Annotated in this window: 15 protein-coding genes and 1 tRNA gene; 15 read left to right on the forward strand and 1 reads right to left on the reverse strand. The window is 48.0% G+C overall.

Annotated elements, in window-relative coordinates:
• Positions 1 to 182: 182 nt before the first annotated feature.
• The 12 genes from JQC72_RS12405 (at position 183) to JQC72_RS12460 (ending at position 12,725) form a co-directional block, all read left to right on the forward strand.
• The gene (locus tag JQC72_RS12405; protein WP_205496120.1) at positions 183 to 1,076 is read left to right on the forward strand and encodes a TetR/AcrR family transcriptional regulator; all 894 of its coding nucleotides are present in this window, start codon (positions 183 to 185) and stop codon (positions 1,074 to 1,076) included.
• Positions 1,069 to 2,604 carry an MDR family MFS transporter gene (locus JQC72_RS12410; protein WP_205496121.1) on the forward strand — a complete coding sequence of 512 codons (1,536 nt, stop codon included), beginning with the start codon at positions 1,069 to 1,071 and terminating at the stop codon, positions 2,602 to 2,604. The genes JQC72_RS12405 and JQC72_RS12410 overlap by 8 nt, the downstream gene beginning before the upstream one ends.
• Positions 2,605 to 2,793: 189 nt before the next feature.
• Positions 2,794 to 3,441 carry a TetR/AcrR family transcriptional regulator gene (locus tag JQC72_RS12415; RefSeq protein WP_205496122.1) on the forward strand — a complete coding sequence of 216 codons (648 nt, stop codon included), beginning with the start codon at positions 2,794 to 2,796 and terminating at the stop codon, positions 3,439 to 3,441.
• A gap of 87 nt (positions 3,442 to 3,528) precedes the next feature.
• The gene (locus JQC72_RS12420; protein ID WP_205496123.1) at positions 3,529 to 4,350 is read left to right on the forward strand and encodes a carbohydrate deacetylase; all 822 of its coding nucleotides are present in this window, start codon (positions 3,529 to 3,531) and stop codon (positions 4,348 to 4,350) included.
• A 54-nt stretch (positions 4,351 to 4,404) separates the two neighbouring features.
• Complete coding sequence (locus tag JQC72_RS12425; protein WP_205496124.1) at positions 4,405 to 5,610, forward strand: macrolide family glycosyltransferase; 1,206 nt, start codon at positions 4,405 to 4,407, stop codon at positions 5,608 to 5,610.
• Positions 5,611 to 5,818: 208 nt separating this feature from the next.
• Positions 5,819 to 8,491 carry a sigma-54-dependent transcriptional regulator gene (locus tag JQC72_RS12430; protein WP_205496129.1) on the forward strand — a complete coding sequence of 891 codons (2,673 nt, stop codon included), beginning with the start codon at positions 5,819 to 5,821 and terminating at the stop codon, positions 8,489 to 8,491.
• Between the two features lie 193 nt (positions 8,492 to 8,684).
• Positions 8,685 to 8,987 carry a PTS sugar transporter subunit IIB gene (locus JQC72_RS12435; protein WP_205496131.1) on the forward strand — a complete coding sequence of 101 codons (303 nt, stop codon included), beginning with the start codon at positions 8,685 to 8,687 and terminating at the stop codon, positions 8,985 to 8,987.
• A 16-nt stretch (positions 8,988 to 9,003) separates the two neighbouring features.
• A complete protein-coding gene (gene celB, locus JQC72_RS12440) occupies positions 9,004 to 10,356 on the forward strand; it encodes a PTS cellobiose transporter subunit IIC (protein ID WP_205496133.1) in 1,353 nt (450 codons plus the stop codon).
• Between the two features lie 20 nt (positions 10,357 to 10,376).
• On the forward strand, positions 10,377 to 10,700 hold the full coding sequence (locus JQC72_RS12445) for a PTS sugar transporter subunit IIA (protein WP_205496135.1): 324 nt from the start codon (positions 10,377 to 10,379) through the stop codon (positions 10,698 to 10,700).
• Positions 10,697 to 12,028 (forward strand): 6-phospho-beta-glucosidase, encoded by a 1,332-nt coding sequence (locus JQC72_RS12450; protein WP_205496136.1) that lies wholly within the window; start codon positions 10,697 to 10,699, stop codon positions 12,026 to 12,028. Before JQC72_RS12445 ends, JQC72_RS12450 begins: the two co-directional genes overlap by 4 nt.
• Before the next feature lie 216 nt (positions 12,029 to 12,244).
• Positions 12,245 to 12,484 (forward strand): hypothetical protein, encoded by a 240-nt coding sequence (locus tag JQC72_RS12455; RefSeq protein ID WP_205496137.1) that lies wholly within the window; start codon positions 12,245 to 12,247, stop codon positions 12,482 to 12,484.
• A 165-nt stretch (positions 12,485 to 12,649) separates the two neighbouring features.
• Positions 12,650 to 12,725: transfer RNA gene (locus tag JQC72_RS12460), tRNA-Ala, on the forward strand.
• Positions 12,726 to 12,892: 167 nt separating this feature from the next.
• On the opposite strand, the gene JQC72_RS16610 is transcribed toward JQC72_RS12460, so the two are convergent.
• On the reverse strand, positions 12,893 to 13,015 hold the full coding sequence (locus JQC72_RS16610) for a hypothetical protein (RefSeq protein ID WP_302104829.1): 123 nt from the start codon (positions 13,013 to 13,015) through the stop codon (positions 12,893 to 12,895).
• Between the two features lie 191 nt (positions 13,016 to 13,206).
• Between JQC72_RS16610 and JQC72_RS12465 the strand changes: the two genes are divergently transcribed.
• From JQC72_RS12465 to ehuC, 3 genes are all read left to right on the forward strand, one after another.
• Positions 13,207 to 14,094: an alpha/beta hydrolase gene (locus tag JQC72_RS12465; RefSeq protein ID WP_205496138.1), complete on the forward strand. Its 888-nt coding sequence runs from the start codon at positions 13,207 to 13,209 to the stop codon at positions 14,092 to 14,094.
• 857 nt (positions 14,095 to 14,951) lie between these two features.
• Positions 14,952 to 15,824 (forward strand): ectoine/hydroxyectoine ABC transporter substrate-binding protein EhuB, encoded by an 873-nt coding sequence (ehuB, locus tag JQC72_RS12470; protein ID WP_335342457.1) that lies wholly within the window; start codon positions 14,952 to 14,954, stop codon positions 15,822 to 15,824.
• Positions 15,825 to 15,924: 100 nt separating this feature from the next.
• The gene (ehuC, locus tag JQC72_RS12475) at positions 15,925 to 16,584 is read left to right on the forward strand and encodes an ectoine/hydroxyectoine ABC transporter permease subunit EhuC (RefSeq protein ID WP_419179868.1); all 660 of its coding nucleotides are present in this window, start codon (positions 15,925 to 15,927) and stop codon (positions 16,582 to 16,584) included.
• The last annotated feature ends 1 nt before the right edge of the window (position 16,585 follow it).

Here is a 16,585-nt window from a genome sequence, read left to right on the forward strand (position 1 = left end):
ACCGATCAGTAGGATGGTTTTTATTTTAACCTCAATGATGAGACCGTTGATTATGGTTTGGAAAGTCGTTGACACAGCATGGTCCGGGCATTTACAATATCAAGAGAACCGATTGGTTCTATGGGTACCGACCAGTCATTAGCGAGTCACAAATTCGAAGGGTAAAGGGGAAAGATCGATCAATGGAAAAAAAGGCAAAGATAATGGATTCCGCTATCAAATTATTTTCAGAAAAAGGGTATCTGGCTACATCTATCCAAGATATAGCATCCGATTGCAAAATTTCGAAGGGATCATTTTACAAGTTCTTTGACTCGAAAGAGGATCTATTCATACAGGTGTTGGATTACAACCTGCAAAAAATGATGGTCGAAGCTGGGAAAGTGGATTTGCTCAAGTCATTATCCCCTCGGGATAAATTGATCAAAAAAATCCAGATCGAAATGGAAAACTTCCTTGAAAATCAAGTATTTATAAAAATGTTGACGACGGATTTGCCTATTAAAGAAAGCAAGGAGGTGTTTTATTCCCGAGTGAAGAGACGGTTGATGAACTGGCATAAGGATTGCTTGGTACAGGCATACGGGTCAAATATTCAACCGTACATCTGGGATTACGTCGTCATACTGGAAGGAATGATGAAGGAATATCTAGACCTGCTGATCTTTGGGCAGAAAAACTTTTCCATCAAAGTGGCTGTCGATTTTATTGTTGATCGTTTGGACGCTTTGGTGGAGGCCGGCTGCTCCGTAAAACCTGTTTTGACCCCTGATATGATGCGTGAGTATGAAGAAGCCGAATCCGTTTTCGTGAGTCGGGAGGAACAATTGAATGCCTTGTTGGATCAGTTGGGAGAGAGGATTGCAATGGGGGAGATGCCTGACTCTGAACGCAAAAAATTCATTTCTGCCGCTCAATTGTTGGCTGAGGAAATAAGGAAAGAGAATGCGAGAGATTTTTTGATTGATGCATTGATGTCATACATAAAGAAAAATAAGGATCTGGAAGAAAGCGTCAGCTTGATTCAAGATTTTTTGAATAGAAACGAAAAAGATGGAGAGAGAAACCATGGATGAGAAAAAACATCATGTCACCTTTGTTTTAATTGGACTTTTTGTCGGTCTGCTCTTTACCTCTCTGGACCAGACGGTCGTCTCGACAGCCATGCCCACCATTATCAGTGATTTGGGAGGCATGTCTTTTTACAGCTGGGTAACGGCCGTTTATATGTTGACGGAAACGGCGGGAATCCCCATTTTCGGTAAACTCGCCGATTTATACGGTCGCAAGAAAATCTACATGATCGGAATGGGGATTTTCGTTCTGGGTTCCGTATTGTGCGGTCTTTCAACCCACATTTTATTCCTGATTTTTGCCCGAGGACTTCAAGGCATTGGTGCAGCAGCAATTTGGCCGTTGGCGATGACCATCATCGGAGATGTATTTCCTCCTGAAAAAAGTGCAAAAATCCAAGGAATTTTTGGTGGGGCCTTTATCATATCCAGCATTGCCGGCCCTGCACTTGGAGGAATATTGACGGAATCTCTCAGCTGGCATTGGATTTTCTTTATTAATATTCCATTCGGTATTGTTTCCGCATTTCTGTTGTGGAAAGGACTTGTGGAACAGAAAGGTGAAGGAAACCAGTCGGTCGACTGGGCGGGGGCAGTTACTCTCACTGCCGGTATCATTTTGGTGCTTCTGCCCACCGTCTTGACAGGTGGAGAAGATCAATCTGTCTCTGCCGGTTATGACTGGTCTTCACCCTTGGTCTTACTGTTATTGTTTGGGGGATTGGCGATTCTGGCGATTTTCATTTGGGTTGAAATGAAAGCCGAAGAGCCTGTTCTCCCTCTTCGTATATTTGGGAATCAGACGGTGACCTTGATTTGTATCATCAGTTTCTTTTCAGGAATGGGGATGTTCGGTGCCATTACGTTTATTCCATTGTATATACAATACGTTCAACATACTTCCGCTTCCATCGCCGGGTATGCATTGACACCCATGATGTTCGGTGCGATCATTGCGGGTTCCATCGGCGGTTTCCTGATCACAAGAATCCCGTACCGCACGCTGCTTGTAACAGGCTTACTGTTCATGTCCCTGGGCTTTTATTTGATGTCAACGGTGAACACGAACACTTCTCTGTGGACGATCATCTGTTATGTGCTGCTCATTGGTATGGGAATGGGAATTTTGATGAGCAACCTCACGACGATTATGCAAGCGGTTGTGGATAAAAAACATTTCGGGGTTGCCACTTCGTCCATCAACTTCTTCCGCTCCATAGGAGCAACCATAGGAACCAGTATTTTGGGAGCGGTTTTGAATCATCAAGTGTCAACCGGATTGGGCAACGTAATTCGAGAAAATCCGGCATACCAAAGCCGGCTTCAAGGGAACATTCAGGAAATCCTGCGATATGGAAAAGACATACCCACTGACGTTGTGGATCAAGTTGTAAGTCTGTTTGTCCATTCGGTCCAATCGGTTTTTTTGATTTCTTTGGTGATGATTGTTATCACCCTGATCGTCAGCCTGTTTTTAGGAAAAGGAAAGATTCGTGATCCACAACCGGAGACAAACCATCCAGCTGAATAAGTAAGTTCGCCCGGCTCTTTTGAGTTGATCGATGGAGATAAATTTGAAAATCAAGTGAACTAATGAACATACAGGATCGGATAGACAAGTAATAGACAGTTGGGGGAATTATGATTATTGATATTGTGATTTATATTTTTTTATAATAAACACTGTGATCATTAATCAACACACTGTGTCAAATATAAAATGATGATTTCACTATTAAAATGTGTTGATGATAGGATGACCCATATGAGACGACCGCAAGATCCGAGAATTATACGGACCAAACAATTACTGCGGGATGCATTGCTGGATCTCATTGAGGAGAAAGGAATGGAGGGGATAAATGTTCGGGACTTGACGAAAAAAGCCGGATTGAACCGCGGAACGTTTTACTTGCATTACCGGGACATTCACGATCTCTTGGAACAAAGCAAAGCCGAAATACTGAAGGGCCTGCAAAATGTCCTGGATCGCTCCCATACGGGACAAAAAGAAATTCCCAAGCACCTCACAGAGTCCAGATTTACTCCACTGTTTGAATACCTCGCTGAAAATCAACGTTTTTTCAAAGTGATGCTAAATACAAAAGGGGACCCCTCATTCATTTATCAAATGAAAGAATTGATGAAACAAATTTTGTATAAAAAAACAATAAAGTTTCAACCATGTGATGAAGAAATGCTGGTTCCCAGGGATTATTTGATTGCACATGTCACTTCCTCTACACTGGGTGTGATTCAACATTGGTTTGAATGTGAAATGAATTTCTCACCACAAGAAATGTCCCGGATTGTCTACCGTTTGATTGCGCTCAGCCCCGAGAAATTATCCGGATTGCACCAAAAATAACCGAACGAAACCGTTCTTTCGGTTTTCCAGGGATCAGCCGTTGGGATTACCTGTAAACATCATTTCCGAGAAAGAAGGGAATTCGACATGGTGGCTCAATTGATCGTCAATGCGGATGATTTCGGTCTCACCCCCGGTGTCAATCGCGGAATCCTGGAAGCCCATGAAAAGGGGATCGTGACGAGTACCTCTCTCATGGCCAATACACCCGGTTTTGACGATGCTGTCAGACTGGCGCGCATCACCCCCGATCTGGGTGTGGGGTTCCATTTCAACTTGACTTATGGCGTCCCCCTTTCTCCTCCTGAAGAAATCCCGTCCCTCGTCGATGAACACGGTCGATTTTTCTTTGATCCCCAGTGGAGAGGAGACTTTTCTCGATTGGGAGAGAATTGGCGACCCGAAGACATTCAAAAAGAATTGGCGGCACAGTGGGCACGGGTGTCGAAGTCGGGTTTGACCATTACGCATATCGATTCCCATCACTTCATCCAAAACCTCCCGCATGTGTATGCGCCCTTGGCGGAGTTGGCCCGGAAAGAGGGGTTACCCATGCGGCACACCTTTCGTTTTCCAAAAACCCCGGATGAGATGAAAACTCTCAAACATCTTTTTTCAAGCAGGGAAACGCTCCCGTCGGATCATCCTGTGACAACGGAACGTTTCATCGCCGATTTTTACTATCAAGAGGATGGTTTGGACCGGCTGATTCGTCATTTGTCCTCCTTGGAAGAGGGGACGACGGAAATCAATTGTCATCCTGGTTATGTTGATGAAATCCTCCCCAACATTTCCAACTGGACGGAGGTTCGAGAGAAAGAGCTGAAGGTTTTGACCGACGAGAGCGTTCTCGATCTCTCACGGGCAGAGGGGATTCGATTCATTCATTACGGACAGTTGACGGAATAGCAAGACCCGTTCCGCTATCTTTTGTTTTCGATTTGAAAAATGGAGGTCATTCAGATGGCAAAGGCGCTTCTGATCAATTTTTCCGGAGAAGGTCACGTCAATCCGACGGTGGGACTGGTGGAAGAATTGATTCGTCGGGGTGAAGAGGTAGTCTATGTCGGCGGGGAAAGGTACAGGGAACGGATTGAAAAAACCGGTGCTGATTTCCGCGGGTACCAGGAATCTTTCTTGGCCAACTCCCATCGTCTCCATACGGATCAGTGGCAGGAGAAGATGCGGGAAATGTTCCCGAAAATGCTCGACTTTATGGAGAAAATCACTCCGGAGATCCTTGAAAAAGTGAAAGGAGAACAGTTTGATTATTGCCTGTATGATATGATGTTTCTTCCGGGATTGATCGCAGCTCAAGTGTTGGGCCTGCCCCGCATTGCTTTCTCCACCACTTTTGTTTGGAAGGAAACACCTCCCTTCGGTAGGGAACGAACGGCAGGATTGTTGGAAGTAATGAAAAAACTCACGAAAAAAATGGCGGATCGGTATGGTATTGATTTGAGCCCGGACGATTTTCCTTCATTTGGAGATATGACGCTCGTGTTTACCTCCCGGTATTTCCAACCGGATGCGGATACATTCGACGACAGCGTCAAATTTGTCGGTCCGTCGATTGCGCCGCGCAAGGATTGTGAAATGGATATCCCTCTTGGCGAACACGGTGACCGTCGTGTCATTTATGTATCCATGGGTACGATTGTGAATTATCAGGTTGAATTGTACCGCAAGTGCATTGAGGCATTTCGCGATCTGGACGTCACGGTGATTCTCTCCATCGGCCAACATACGCCACTGGAGGAGCTGCCCGAAATTCCGGATAACTTCATTGTTCGTCACTATGTACCGCAATTGGAGGTGTTGAAGCACGCCGATCTCTTCATCACCCACGGTGGCATGAACAGCACCAACGAAGGCCTGTACTACGGTGTTCCGCTGTTGATCATCCCCTTGGTGAACGATCAACCCTTTGTTGCCAAGCGGGTGAAGGAGCTGGGTGCAGGGATTGTACTCGATCCTTCAACGGTGACGGCGGCGATGCTCAGAGAATCAGCGGAAAAAATCTGGACAGACCCGCGGTTTGCTCAAAACAGTCGCCTCATCAGTGAAACGTTGCGGGAGGCGGGAGGGTATCGCCGAGCGGTGGATGAGATTTTGCGTTTTAAAGACAGCCGTCAGACTGTTCCCGCTTCTGACGATAACCGGAAATAGATCTCCATCGACGCATTTGTGAAAAAAGGACAGGGTTTCCCCTGAAAGGACAGGGTTTCCCCTGTCCTTTTTTCTTTTTCATCATGTCAAATTCGAATGACTGTGCATGGTATATTATAATATTGTCAGATTAGTAACAAATTGATATCAAGTGCCTTATCCATTGAAGTCGCTGTCATACATCCGGGAAGATGGGAAGGATGAAGCAATGAAACGAAAGGAACGAGTGTTTCAGAAGCTGAAGGAATGGTCGACGGATGAAGGGATGAGTGCGGGTGAATTGGCTGAACGGTTGGGGCTTGACAGGGCTAATGTCAGCTATGATCTCAATCAACTGTGGAAGGAAGGTCGCGTTGAAAAAAAACCAGGAAGGCCGGTACGCTTCTTCGTCAAAAAAACGGAACCGGAAACCGTACTGGATCGTCTGGCGAAAGAGAACGGCAGTTTGAAAACCGCCGTGGAACAGGGAAAAGCGGCCATACTTTATCCCCCGAAGGGCATGCATGTGCTGATTCTGGGTGAGACGGGTGTGGGCAAATCCATGTTTGCCGAATGTTTGCATCAATTTGCGATTGAGATGAAGAAAATGGAACCCTGCGCCCCTTTCATCACCTTTAACTGTGCCGACTATTCCAACAACCCCCAATTGTTGCTGGGGCAGTTATTCGGTGTAAAAGAAGGGGCGTATACCGGAGCGACGGAACAGTGCGGCTTGATCGAAAAAGCCGACGGCGGTGTGTTGTTTCTGGATGAAATTCATCGCTTGCCCGCCGAAGGGCAGGAAATGTTGTTCAGCTTCATCGATAAGGGATTGTTCCGAAGATTGGGGGAGACAGAAGTCGAGCGAAGAGCCAATGTGCTCCTGATTGCCGCAACGACGGAAGATCCAAACTCCTGTCTGTTGAAAACATTTACGAGAAGAATTCCCATGGTGATTCACTTGCCCCCGTTGAGAGAGCGGAGTTTTGAGGAGCGCATCCGGCTCATCCTGAAGTTTTTTCAAGAAGAGGCCATACGGCTGGGCAAGGAAATCAACGTATCTCCGGAAACGATCAGGGCCTTCCTCTATTACCGATGTCCGAATAATGTCGGCCAATTGAAAACGGATATCCAACTCGTCTGTGCAAAAGCTTACGCGGATTTTGTCACCAGGAAAAAGAACCGAATCCAGATCCACAGTACTGATCTGCCTCCGTATGTCAGGGAAGGATTGTTACGATCTCAACGGACGAAGGAAAACATCATCATCCATGACCACCCTTATCTGTTTCATCCCGATCCGTCCCATGATGTGTTTCAGTTTTCGGTTGAGACAGGGAATGATACACAAACCGTCTATGAAAAGATTGAGAAAAAGTTCAGCGAGTTGAAATCGCGCGGGATTCGCGACGAAGAGCTGGATGCACTGATGGAAATGGACATCGAAAATTATTTTACGCAGTATTTCAAAAGAGTCGGCGGGAAGGTTCATCAAAGCAATTCCACCACCATTATCGATCCCCGTTTTATTCGTTTGGCCCGGAATATCGCCGATCATGCGGAAGAAAAATTGGGGGTCGCTTTCAACAGAAATGTGTTGCAGAGCCTTGCTTTGCACATACAAACCTCTGTCGCCCGCATCGAAAACGGGGAGAGCATCGTCCATCCCCAGTTGAATAAGATGAGAAAGGCTTATAAAAAAGAGTTCGATGTGGCACTGGATTGCATCAGGATCATTGAGGAACAATTGCAAATCGATATGCCGATTGATGAAGCTGGCTTTTTGACGATGTTTTTTGTTTTCAACAGCAAACATTGGGATGAGACAAAGGAACAGGTTCAAATTCTTGTGATCACGCACGGTACGGGCGGGGCGACGGCGATGGTGGAGGTGACCCGCCAACTGTTGGGGACGGATCACGCCATTGCCATCGATATGCCGCTTCATGCAGAGCCGGAAGAAATATTCGAAATAGCCAAAACAAAACTGGAGAAACGGGCATCCAGCTCAGGGGTGCTGCTCTTGGTCGATATGGGATCGCTGGTTGCTTTTGGTGAGATGCTGGAAGCGGAGTTGGACATCCCTGTAAAAGTGATTCCGATGGTCAGCACCCCCCATGTGTTGGAAGCGACACGAAAAGCGATACTCGGTTACTCGCTTGAACAATTGTATGAAGACGTAAAACAGTTGACGCCATTATACACAAAGGAAAAAGGCAGGAACCCGTACAGTGGGCGAACCGCCAAATGGGTGATCATTACCGCTTGTTTGACCGGCAAAGGAAGTGCGCTTGCGATGAAGCAAGTGTTAAAGAATTATTTGAACTATGACAGTGAATTATTGGAGATCATCCCGGTGAATATTATGGAACCAAAAGAGATGACGCGCATTCTCTCCGACCTGAAACGAGACAAGAAAATCATCTGTATGGTGAGCAATTTTCCCTATGAAGGACAGCTGCCTCATTTTCATCTCGACGAAGTTCTCAGTTTGAAGGCCATTCCATCGATTCAACATCTCATCGATCTCGAAGAAACCTACGCGAAAATGGCGGAGACATTGAAGCACCACCTGAAACATGTCGATCCTGAAGCGGTCATTCCCGATATCCGAGACGGTCTGGAACGGATTCAGTCACGCCTGGGAATCGAGATTCCAACCAATGATTTGATCGGGGTCGTACTTCACGCCAGTTGCATGCTGGACCGCTTGGTTTCGGGAGATACTTCGGTGGCTTTTGAAAACAAAGAATCGTTCATACGGGAGAATCATGCGCTTTATCGGACGGTTCGGGATGTGCTGAAAGAATGGGAGGACGCCTATCACATCCAACTGACGGATGACGAGATCTGTTATATGATGAGTTTCTTTGCACCTTATCAAACACTGGCTTCGTGCTAGTGTTTTGTTTTTTTCCGCAAAATCAACACACTCAAAATTCTTTCCAAACACAATGAACCCGGGTGCGGCAGCCGAAAGAACAAACGATGAAATCAACGTGTTCAGACGGGCAGCCAATCAACCGCCCCGGATTCACAGTGTTTTGGCACGATACTTGCACCATATCACGAGCAAAAAACAAGGGGGTTGTCTTATGAACATTCTTCTATGCTGTGCGGCCGGAATGTCGACCAGTTTACTGGTGACCAAGATGGAAAAAGCCGCTGAAGAAATGGGAGTGGATGCGAGAATTTGGGCTGTTTCAGCCGATGAGGTAAAGCAAAATCTGGATCACGCGGACGTTTTACTCGTGGGTCCCCAGATTCGTTACAAGTTGCCGCAATTGAAAAAAGAAGCGGAGATGAAAGGCGTTCCGGTGGACATGATCAATCCCTCCGATTATGGGATGGTAAACGGAAAAAAGGTGCTGGAGCATGCTTTGCGCATGAAGAAATGAAAAAGGGAGGATAGAAATGAAAGCGTTCGCAAATCTCCTGGAATCGCATCTCATGACCTTTGCCGGCAGAATTGCCGAGCAGAAGCATCTCCAGGCCGTTCGTGACGGGCTGATTCTGGCCATGCCGTTGTTGATCATCGGGTCCATTTTCCTCATCCTCGGCAACCTACCGATTCCCGGATACAACGAATGGATGACGGGATTGTTCGGAAGGGAATGGTCGACCAAACTGCAGTATCCGGTGGGGGCAACGTTCGATATTATGGCGCTGATCGCCAGCTTCGGCATCGCCTATCGGTTGGCGGAAAAATACAAGGTGGACCCGTTGGCTGCAGCGGCCATTTCGGTAGCTTCCTTTTTGTTGGCCACTCCTTACGAGACGATGTTTACGCCTCCGGGGGCGAAGGAAGCCATTGAGGTGGGAGGGGTGATCCCTACCGCTTTGATGGGAAGCAAAGGATTGTTTGTGGCCATGCTGTTGGCCTTACTTTCAACGGAAATCTACAGAATGATCATCCAGAAAAATATCGTGATCAAGTTGCCGGACAGTGTTCCTCCTGCCGTTTCGCGATCTTTTGTCGCGTTGATCCCGGCCTTTGCCGTTTTGACCGTGGTGTGGTTGCTTCGGATCGGCATTGAAAACACCTCGTTTGAAAGCGTTCACAATATCGTGGCCCAATTACTCAGCGGTCCGTTAAACGCTTTGGGCGGAAGTCTGTTCGGGATACTGATCGCCGTTCTCGTTCAACAAATGTTGTGGTCCACCGGTATCCACGGCGCGTCCTTGGTGGGTGCCGTCATGGGGCCGACCTGGTTGACGTTGTTGGACCAAAATCGCATCGCTTTTCAGGCCGGTCAGGAACCTCCCAATGTAGTCACTTCGGAATTTGTGGAGATTTTGATCAATACCGGCGGTTCCGGTGCCACATTGGCGTTGGTGGTGTTGATGCTGTTCAGAGCCCGAAGTCAACAGGCGAAAAATTTGGGCAAATTGTCGATCGGAGCCGGCATTTTCAACATCAATGAACCCGTCCTTTTTGGAATGCCGATCGTCATGAATCCCATGATGATCGTTCCCTTTATCCTGGCACCAGTGGCCATGGTTCTCGTTTCCTACTTCGCCATGTCTACGGGTCTGGTGGCCAAATCCGTAGGAGCAAACCTTCCTTGGACGACCCCGATTCTGGTCAGCGGTTTCCTGATGACGGGCGGGAAAATTTCAGGGGCGGTTCTTCAACTGGTCAACTTTTTTGTCGCCCTTGCGATTTATTATCCGTTCTTCCGTATTTGGGACAAACAGAAGCTGAAAGAAGAGGAAGGAGTGATGACGGAGCATGAGGGTGCTTCCGGAAAGACGGTCAACTTGTAAGGCGAAAGGAGGGTAGGGAGATGGATTATACCGAAATCGCGTTTCAAATGATTTTGCATGGTGGAAATGCCCGGAGTTCCTCGATGGAGGCCATCGCATGCGCCAAAAGCGGAAATATTCAAGAGGCCAGAAAAGCGCTTGAATGCGCATCAAAGGAACTCAGTGAGGCTCACCGCATCCAAACCCGATTGATCCAGGAGGAAGCGGCGGGAAAAAAATCCGAGGTAACGTTGCTGATGGTTCATGCCCAAGACCATTTGATGAATACCATCACCATCAGGGATTTGGCTGCCGAGTTTGTTGACTTGTATGAAACATTCATTCATGGGAGGGTGAAAGTATGAAAGGGATCAAAATCGTCACCATCGGCGGAGGATCGAGTTACACACCGGAATTGGTGGAGGGATTGATCAAGCGGTACGATGAATTGCCGGTGCGGGAGCTGTGGTTGGTCGATATCCCTGAAGGGGAAGAAAAGCTGAACATCGTGGGGAATCTGGCCAAACGGATGGTGGAAAAAGCCGGGGTTCCGATCGAGATCCATCTGACCCTGGATCGGCGTGAAGCGCTTCGGAATGCCGATTTCGTCACAACCCAATTGCGTGTGGGATTGTTGGATGCGCGGGCTTTGGATGAAAGAATTCCGTTGAAGTATGGTGTGATCGGTCAGGAGACCAACGGGCCGGGTGGGCTGTTCAAGGCGTTACGCACGATTCCGGTCATCCTGGATATTTGCAAGGACATGGAGGAACTGTGTCCGGAAGCGTGGCTGATCAATTTTTCCAATCCCGCAGGCATGGTGACCGAAGCCGTTCTCCGTTACAGCAACATCAAAAAAGCAGTCGGGCTGTGCAACGTTCCGATCGGGATGCGCATGGGGGTTGCCAAGCTGCTCGATGTAAGTCCGGATCGCGTGCACATCGATTTCGCGGGCCTCAACCACATGGTGTTCGGGTTGAATGTGTATCTTGACGGTGAGAAGATCACGGATCGGGTGATCGATCTCATCACCAGCGGAGAAAAATCGAACGTCACCATGCAGAACATCGTCGATCTCGGTTGGGAACCCGAGTTTATCAAGGGCCTGGGAGTACTGCCTTGCCCGTATCATCGTTATTACTTCCAAACGCAAAAGATGCTGGAAGAGGAGATGGCTGCGGCCAAGGAAAAAGGAACCCGTGCCGAGGTGGTCAAAAAGCTGGAAGCGGAACTGTTCGAACTCTATAAGGACCCCAATCTGGCGGTGAAGCCGCCGCAATTGGAAAAACGGGGCGGGGCCTACTACAGTGATGCGGCCTGCAACCTGATCAACTCCATCTACAACGATAAACGCGACATCCAGCCGGTAAACGTGAGAAACAACGGAGCGATCGCCGGCATCCCGGATGATTCCGCGGTCGAGGTCAATTGCGTGATCACAAAAGAGGGTCCGGTACCGATTACAGTGGGAGAGTTACCCGTTGCGGTCAACGGTCTCGTCCAACAAATCAAATCTTTTGAACGGGTTGCTTGTGAAGCCGCTGTTACGGGAGATTATCGCACGGCGCTGGTGGCCATGACGATCAACCCGCTCGTTCCGTCTGACACGATCGCGAAGCAAATCCTGGATGAGATGTTGGAAGCGCATAAACCCTATTTGCCCCAATTTTTCCAGGAGGCTCAGGTTTCCTGATCATTCCGTCCCCGGGAATTTCCCCGGGGACTTTTATAAAGAGCGAGCAGAAAAACCCAGCCCTTTGGGGTTGGGATGAAAGCGAACGTCGAACGCGGGGGCCTCAGCTAGCAAGTCCGACATTGTTCCAATGCCCTGCTAATCAATTCGACGGTAGTATCCCGTGTCATACAAGAAAAAGACTGTAACACCCATCAGCAGAACAGAAGTGACACGATGGATGGAATCGATGAGATTTCCATGCTCATCCATGAAGAAATGCCCGTTTACGCAAACAAGGGGGGGCTCGATGTTCATACAGGAAAGTATGTCGATGTTCCCCGTTTCTTCTTTCAAAGGAAAAACAAGGGCGTAGGCATTGATTTCCTGGATGTGGAGGGACATCCCATTCAGGGTTCGGATTTTATGCGTTGTTTGGGGTTATTCCAGGTTGCGGCTCAAGTTGATCCAGTATAGATGATTGGTATCGGGATATGATAAGATGGAAATCGTTTGCGGCGGATTTCACGTGTGCACTGGCGATTTTCCGGTTGTTTACGGCTCCTGAAAAAAAGTGCTTGACTTTCTTATGGACCTGTTATAAACTAATCTTCGTCAGCGGTTGAGACAACTTCAAAATATGGGGCTGTAGCTCAGCTGGGAGAGCGCTACACTGGCAGTGTAGAGGTCGGCGGTTCGAGCCCGCTCAGCTCCACCAAAACGAATCCCCCGACATGTCGGGGGATTTTCACTTTTGCAGGAAAACCAAACTGGATAACAATCTATAGCTGAATCGAGTATTTTTTGTTTGAGCTGCTTCTCTCGTTTTCGGTTCACCAAATGAAAACCCCTCGAGTCGATCGAGGGTTTTTGATTTTGCACCATTTATTCCTGTGGTTTTTTTGCGGGCAAATCATTGGCTTCTGTACCCCAACGAATATATTCCTGATACAACCACTTTTTCAACCGTTCCAAGCATAAACCCCACCAATTTTTGACAAAAGTCATCTGAATCCCCCTTTTGTTTTGTCGGGACTATTTTTTGCTTTTTTCGTTCATATGGAGAAGTCCATATTTTTCCGTTTGCATCGTGTTTGCGGATAGGATGGCTTTCAGGGAAATGAAAAAACTGTAAATGGATTTTCCCGCGAATTGTACATACTGGTTGATGGAGATTTTGTTCACGGGAGGACGGAGAAGTGTCTGTCGGGGTGTCTGTTGAGAACTATGAGGACAGGTTATGTACATGGGATGGGGTTCACCTTCGATATCGGACGTGGCTTCCTCATCGCCCCCGCGCTGTCGCCGTATTGGTACACGGTGCGGGTGAGCACTTGGGATTGTACGAACATTTGGGGGAAAGGTTCATTCGGGATGGATTCGGTTTGGTTTTGTATGATTTGCGGGGATTTGGCTGTTCCGAAGGAAGATGCGGTCATGTAACTCATTTTCATGAATACCTGAATGATCTGGACCAACTGATTCATGTTTTCAGAAAAAAACTGGGGAATCGACACATTTACCTGATCGGACACAGCTTGGGCGGGTTGATCGTAGCGCGGTATGTCCAACACCGGTCAGATCATGTCGACGGCATTGTTTTATCCGCTCCTGCTTTGGGGTTACGGATTCACGTCCCGATTTTTGCGAAGCGGTTGATCTCCATCATCAGCCGGGTAGCACCTTCATTCAGCGTCAATCCATATGGTTTGATGAAAAAAGCGCAACGCATCCCAAGGCTGAAGTCGATTGTGGGAGAGTATGTTCAAACCAAGTTGGTGGACCCGCTGATTCCACTCAAGTATTCTTTCCGCTGGATTCAGCAGCTGCTTGTCCAAACTGAAGAAGCGTTGCAAAACGTGGCCAGCATCTCCGTACCCACCCTGTGCATCTGTGGGCAAAATGATAACTTGATCCCTGCGGATATGGTTCGCCTGTTTTTTGACTCATTGACTGTAAAGGAAAAAGAATGGCTCCTTCTCCCCAATTTCGGGCACCGCATCCTTCACTCCGAACAATCCGCTTCGGCCGTTGACGCTTTGATCGACTGGCTGCAACGTCAGGAACAAGCAGCTTTTCAGGGTTGAACAGGTCCTGATGGTACACAAATGGGAAGATAAAACCTCAGTACGGTTGTGGTCACCGGGAAAAACGGATTTTTTTGTCACAAGTGAAAGGCCGAATGTTTAAACACCACAAAATGGTGTTTGAGGGTATTGACAAACTCCGCGGTGCGCCGCTCCGTAGCGGCAGCCAGAGTCGCTCAACGAGAAATTCGGACCCGATCCGATACCGAAAAAGAGGTGGCCGTTTTCCCACGAGCGACCTTTTAGCTGGCGAAACAGGAGGGAGATGTAAACGGTACACCCGGAATAGGGGTGGTTTAACACTTTGTCAGCAGTCTCGAACACCACAAAAGTGGTGTTTTTATTGTGGGTAATTGGTGTACCGATCGCAAAGTGATCTCTGATACGATCCACCAGTGAACGTCTTCTTCGAATGGATGACGCGAAACCTACGATGCGAGCAAAACTCATGAAACGAAAATCACTTGTGGATGGAGGTTTGCCACACCGGATGAAGCGAGAAGCCCGCGGCGTTGCTTCAGCCGTTTGGGGCAAATCACCATTTCCTCTGACAATATGTTAGGCGGGGACCAACAACGGGATTGCCCCGTCTTTTTATCTTATACCTACTTTAATGAAAAGCGCACTGGAAAAGTATACACCGACGCTATTGCCTCTCGTAAAACGGGGGCTGAATTTTATGGCGATGTTATCATTATTGCTCGATTTATCAGGCAAGAAGTAAAATTCCGTTTCAAATTTTTCTCTCGGGGAATAAAGGTGATGAGGCTGTGGCCATGGAGTCCCGCTTCATCGAGAGAGGATACGGGTCGAAAGGTGAGTGACGGAGGCGACAAAAACAAAGGAGGAAAAGCTTGGTGTCAAAGAAACACTTTTTTATTGTTGGCGTATTGCTGGTATTCATCATGTCAGCGACGGCATGTGGGCTTCATTTTGGCTTGCATGGTGGGGACACGCTCAAGCGCGCCAAAGAAGAGGGGGTTGTCACGATCGGTTTTGCCAATGAGAAACCTTATGCTTATAAGGATGAAACGGGAAAAGTGACGGGAGAAGCCGTCGAGGTGGCACGTTCTGTTTTTAAAAAGATGGGGATTCACAAAATCGAGCCGGTTTTGGTGGACTTTGGGTCATTGATTCCCGGATTGAAATCGGGTCGTTTTGATGTCATTACCGCGGGGATGTACATCACCCCGACTCGTTGCAAAGAAGTGGTGTTTGCCGATCCTGAATACAAAATCGGGGAAGCAATCGCAGTGAAAAAAGGAAACCCGAAGAAACTTCACAGTTATGAGGACATCGCCGCCCATCCGCAAGTGAAGGTCGCGGTGATGAAGGGGGCGGTTGAGGTCAGCTATTTGAAGAAATCGGGTGTGAAGGAGAATCAGATGATCATTGTTCCTGATCAGCCTTCCGCGATCTCCGCATTGGAATCCGGGCGGGTGGATGCGATCACGATGACAGGTCCTTCTTTACGGGCGATGATGGAATCCACCGGTGCCCGAGATATCGAGGAGGTAAAGGACTTTCAACAGCCGATCGTGGACGGAAAAAGTGTCCTCGGATATGGAGCGGCTGCCTTCCGAAAAGAAGATAAACAATTTCGGGATGCATTCAGTCGAGAATTGGCGGAAATGAAAAAGTCGGGTGCATTATTGAATGTTCTCAAACTGTTCGGATTCACCGAAGAGAACTTGCCTGACAAAAAGGCGGATGAACTGTGCAAACCGTAAGAGTCCCACTGTATTTAGATCCCGTCCATGGGCAGGGATGAGCTGAGACCCCTGATTTATCACGAGGCACACGATTGTTTGAATCGCAACGGGAAAGGATGTGATTCCGATCGGGGTCTGCGAAAAAATATTGCCTTCTTTGCTGCAAGGGCTTGGAATCACGGTTCAGCTGACGATCTATTCGGCGATATTGGCCTTTTTCGTCTCCTTTTTGGCAGGGTTTGGACGTCTGTCGCGGTTTTATCCGCTCCGAGCGGTGTGCACTGTTTTTGTTGAAGTTTTTCGCGGAACCTCTTTGCTCGTTCAATTGTTTTGGCTTTATTTTGTCCTGCCGCAGCTCGGCATCTGGTTGTCGGCGGATTTGGCGGGTTTGCTCGCTCTCGGTCTTAACGCCGGGGCGTATGGATCAGAAATCGTCCGCAGCTCGATATTGGCCGTCCCCAAGGGGCAGATCGAAGCGGCTGTTGCGCTGAACATGACACCGGGGCAGAGGATGCGGAGTGTGATCCTGCCGCAGGCTTTCCGCATCATGTTGCCATCTTTCGGTAATCTTTTCATCGAATTGTTGAAAGGAACCTCTTTGGTTTCCTTGATTACGATTTCTGATATGACATTTCAGGCGACAACCTTGCGGACCAATATGAATCAGCATACCCCTGAAATATTCGGTCTGTTGCTCATCTTGTATTTTCTCGTCGCCTATCCGCTGACGTTGGGCGTGCGTTGGTTGGAGCGCAGACTTTCAACGGGGAGGTCTTAAC

Origin of the sequence: Polycladomyces zharkentensis, from assembly GCF_016938855.1 — a bacterium.
GTDB classification, from domain to species: domain Bacteria; phylum Bacillota; class Bacilli; order Thermoactinomycetales; family JIR-001; genus Polycladomyces; species Polycladomyces zharkentensis.

Bases quoted from the DNA above. Each gene is read 5' to 3' on its own strand.
- JQC72_RS12405 (WP_205496120.1), top strand. From the start codon at position 183: ATGGAAAAAAAGGCAAAGATAATGGATTCCGCTATCAAATTATTTTCA.
- JQC72_RS12410 (WP_205496121.1), top strand. From the start codon at position 1,069: ATGGATGAGAAAAAACATCATGTCACCTTTGTTTTAATTGGACTTTTT.
- JQC72_RS12415 (WP_205496122.1), top strand. From the start codon at position 2,794: ATGATGATTTCACTATTAAAATGTGTTGATGATAGGATGACCCATATG.
- JQC72_RS12420 (WP_205496123.1), top strand. From the start codon at position 3,529: ATGGTGGCTCAATTGATCGTCAATGCGGATGATTTCGGTCTCACCCCC.
- JQC72_RS12425 (WP_205496124.1), top strand. From the start codon at position 4,405: ATGGCAAAGGCGCTTCTGATCAATTTTTCCGGAGAAGGTCACGTCAAT.
- JQC72_RS12430 (WP_205496129.1), top strand. From the start codon at position 5,819: ATGAAACGAAAGGAACGAGTGTTTCAGAAGCTGAAGGAATGGTCGACG.
- JQC72_RS12435 (WP_205496131.1), top strand. From the start codon at position 8,685: ATGAACATTCTTCTATGCTGTGCGGCCGGAATGTCGACCAGTTTACTG.
- celB (WP_205496133.1), top strand. From the start codon at position 9,004: ATGAAAGCGTTCGCAAATCTCCTGGAATCGCATCTCATGACCTTTGCC.
- JQC72_RS12445 (WP_205496135.1), top strand. From the start codon at position 10,377: ATGGATTATACCGAAATCGCGTTTCAAATGATTTTGCATGGTGGAAAT.
- JQC72_RS12450 (WP_205496136.1), top strand. From the start codon at position 10,697: ATGAAAGGGATCAAAATCGTCACCATCGGCGGAGGATCGAGTTACACA.
- JQC72_RS12455 (WP_205496137.1), top strand. From the start codon at position 12,245: ATGGATGGAATCGATGAGATTTCCATGCTCATCCATGAAGAAATGCCC.
- JQC72_RS16610 (WP_302104829.1), bottom strand. From the start codon at position 13,015: ATGACTTTTGTCAAAAATTGGTGGGGTTTATGCTTGGAACGGTTGAAA.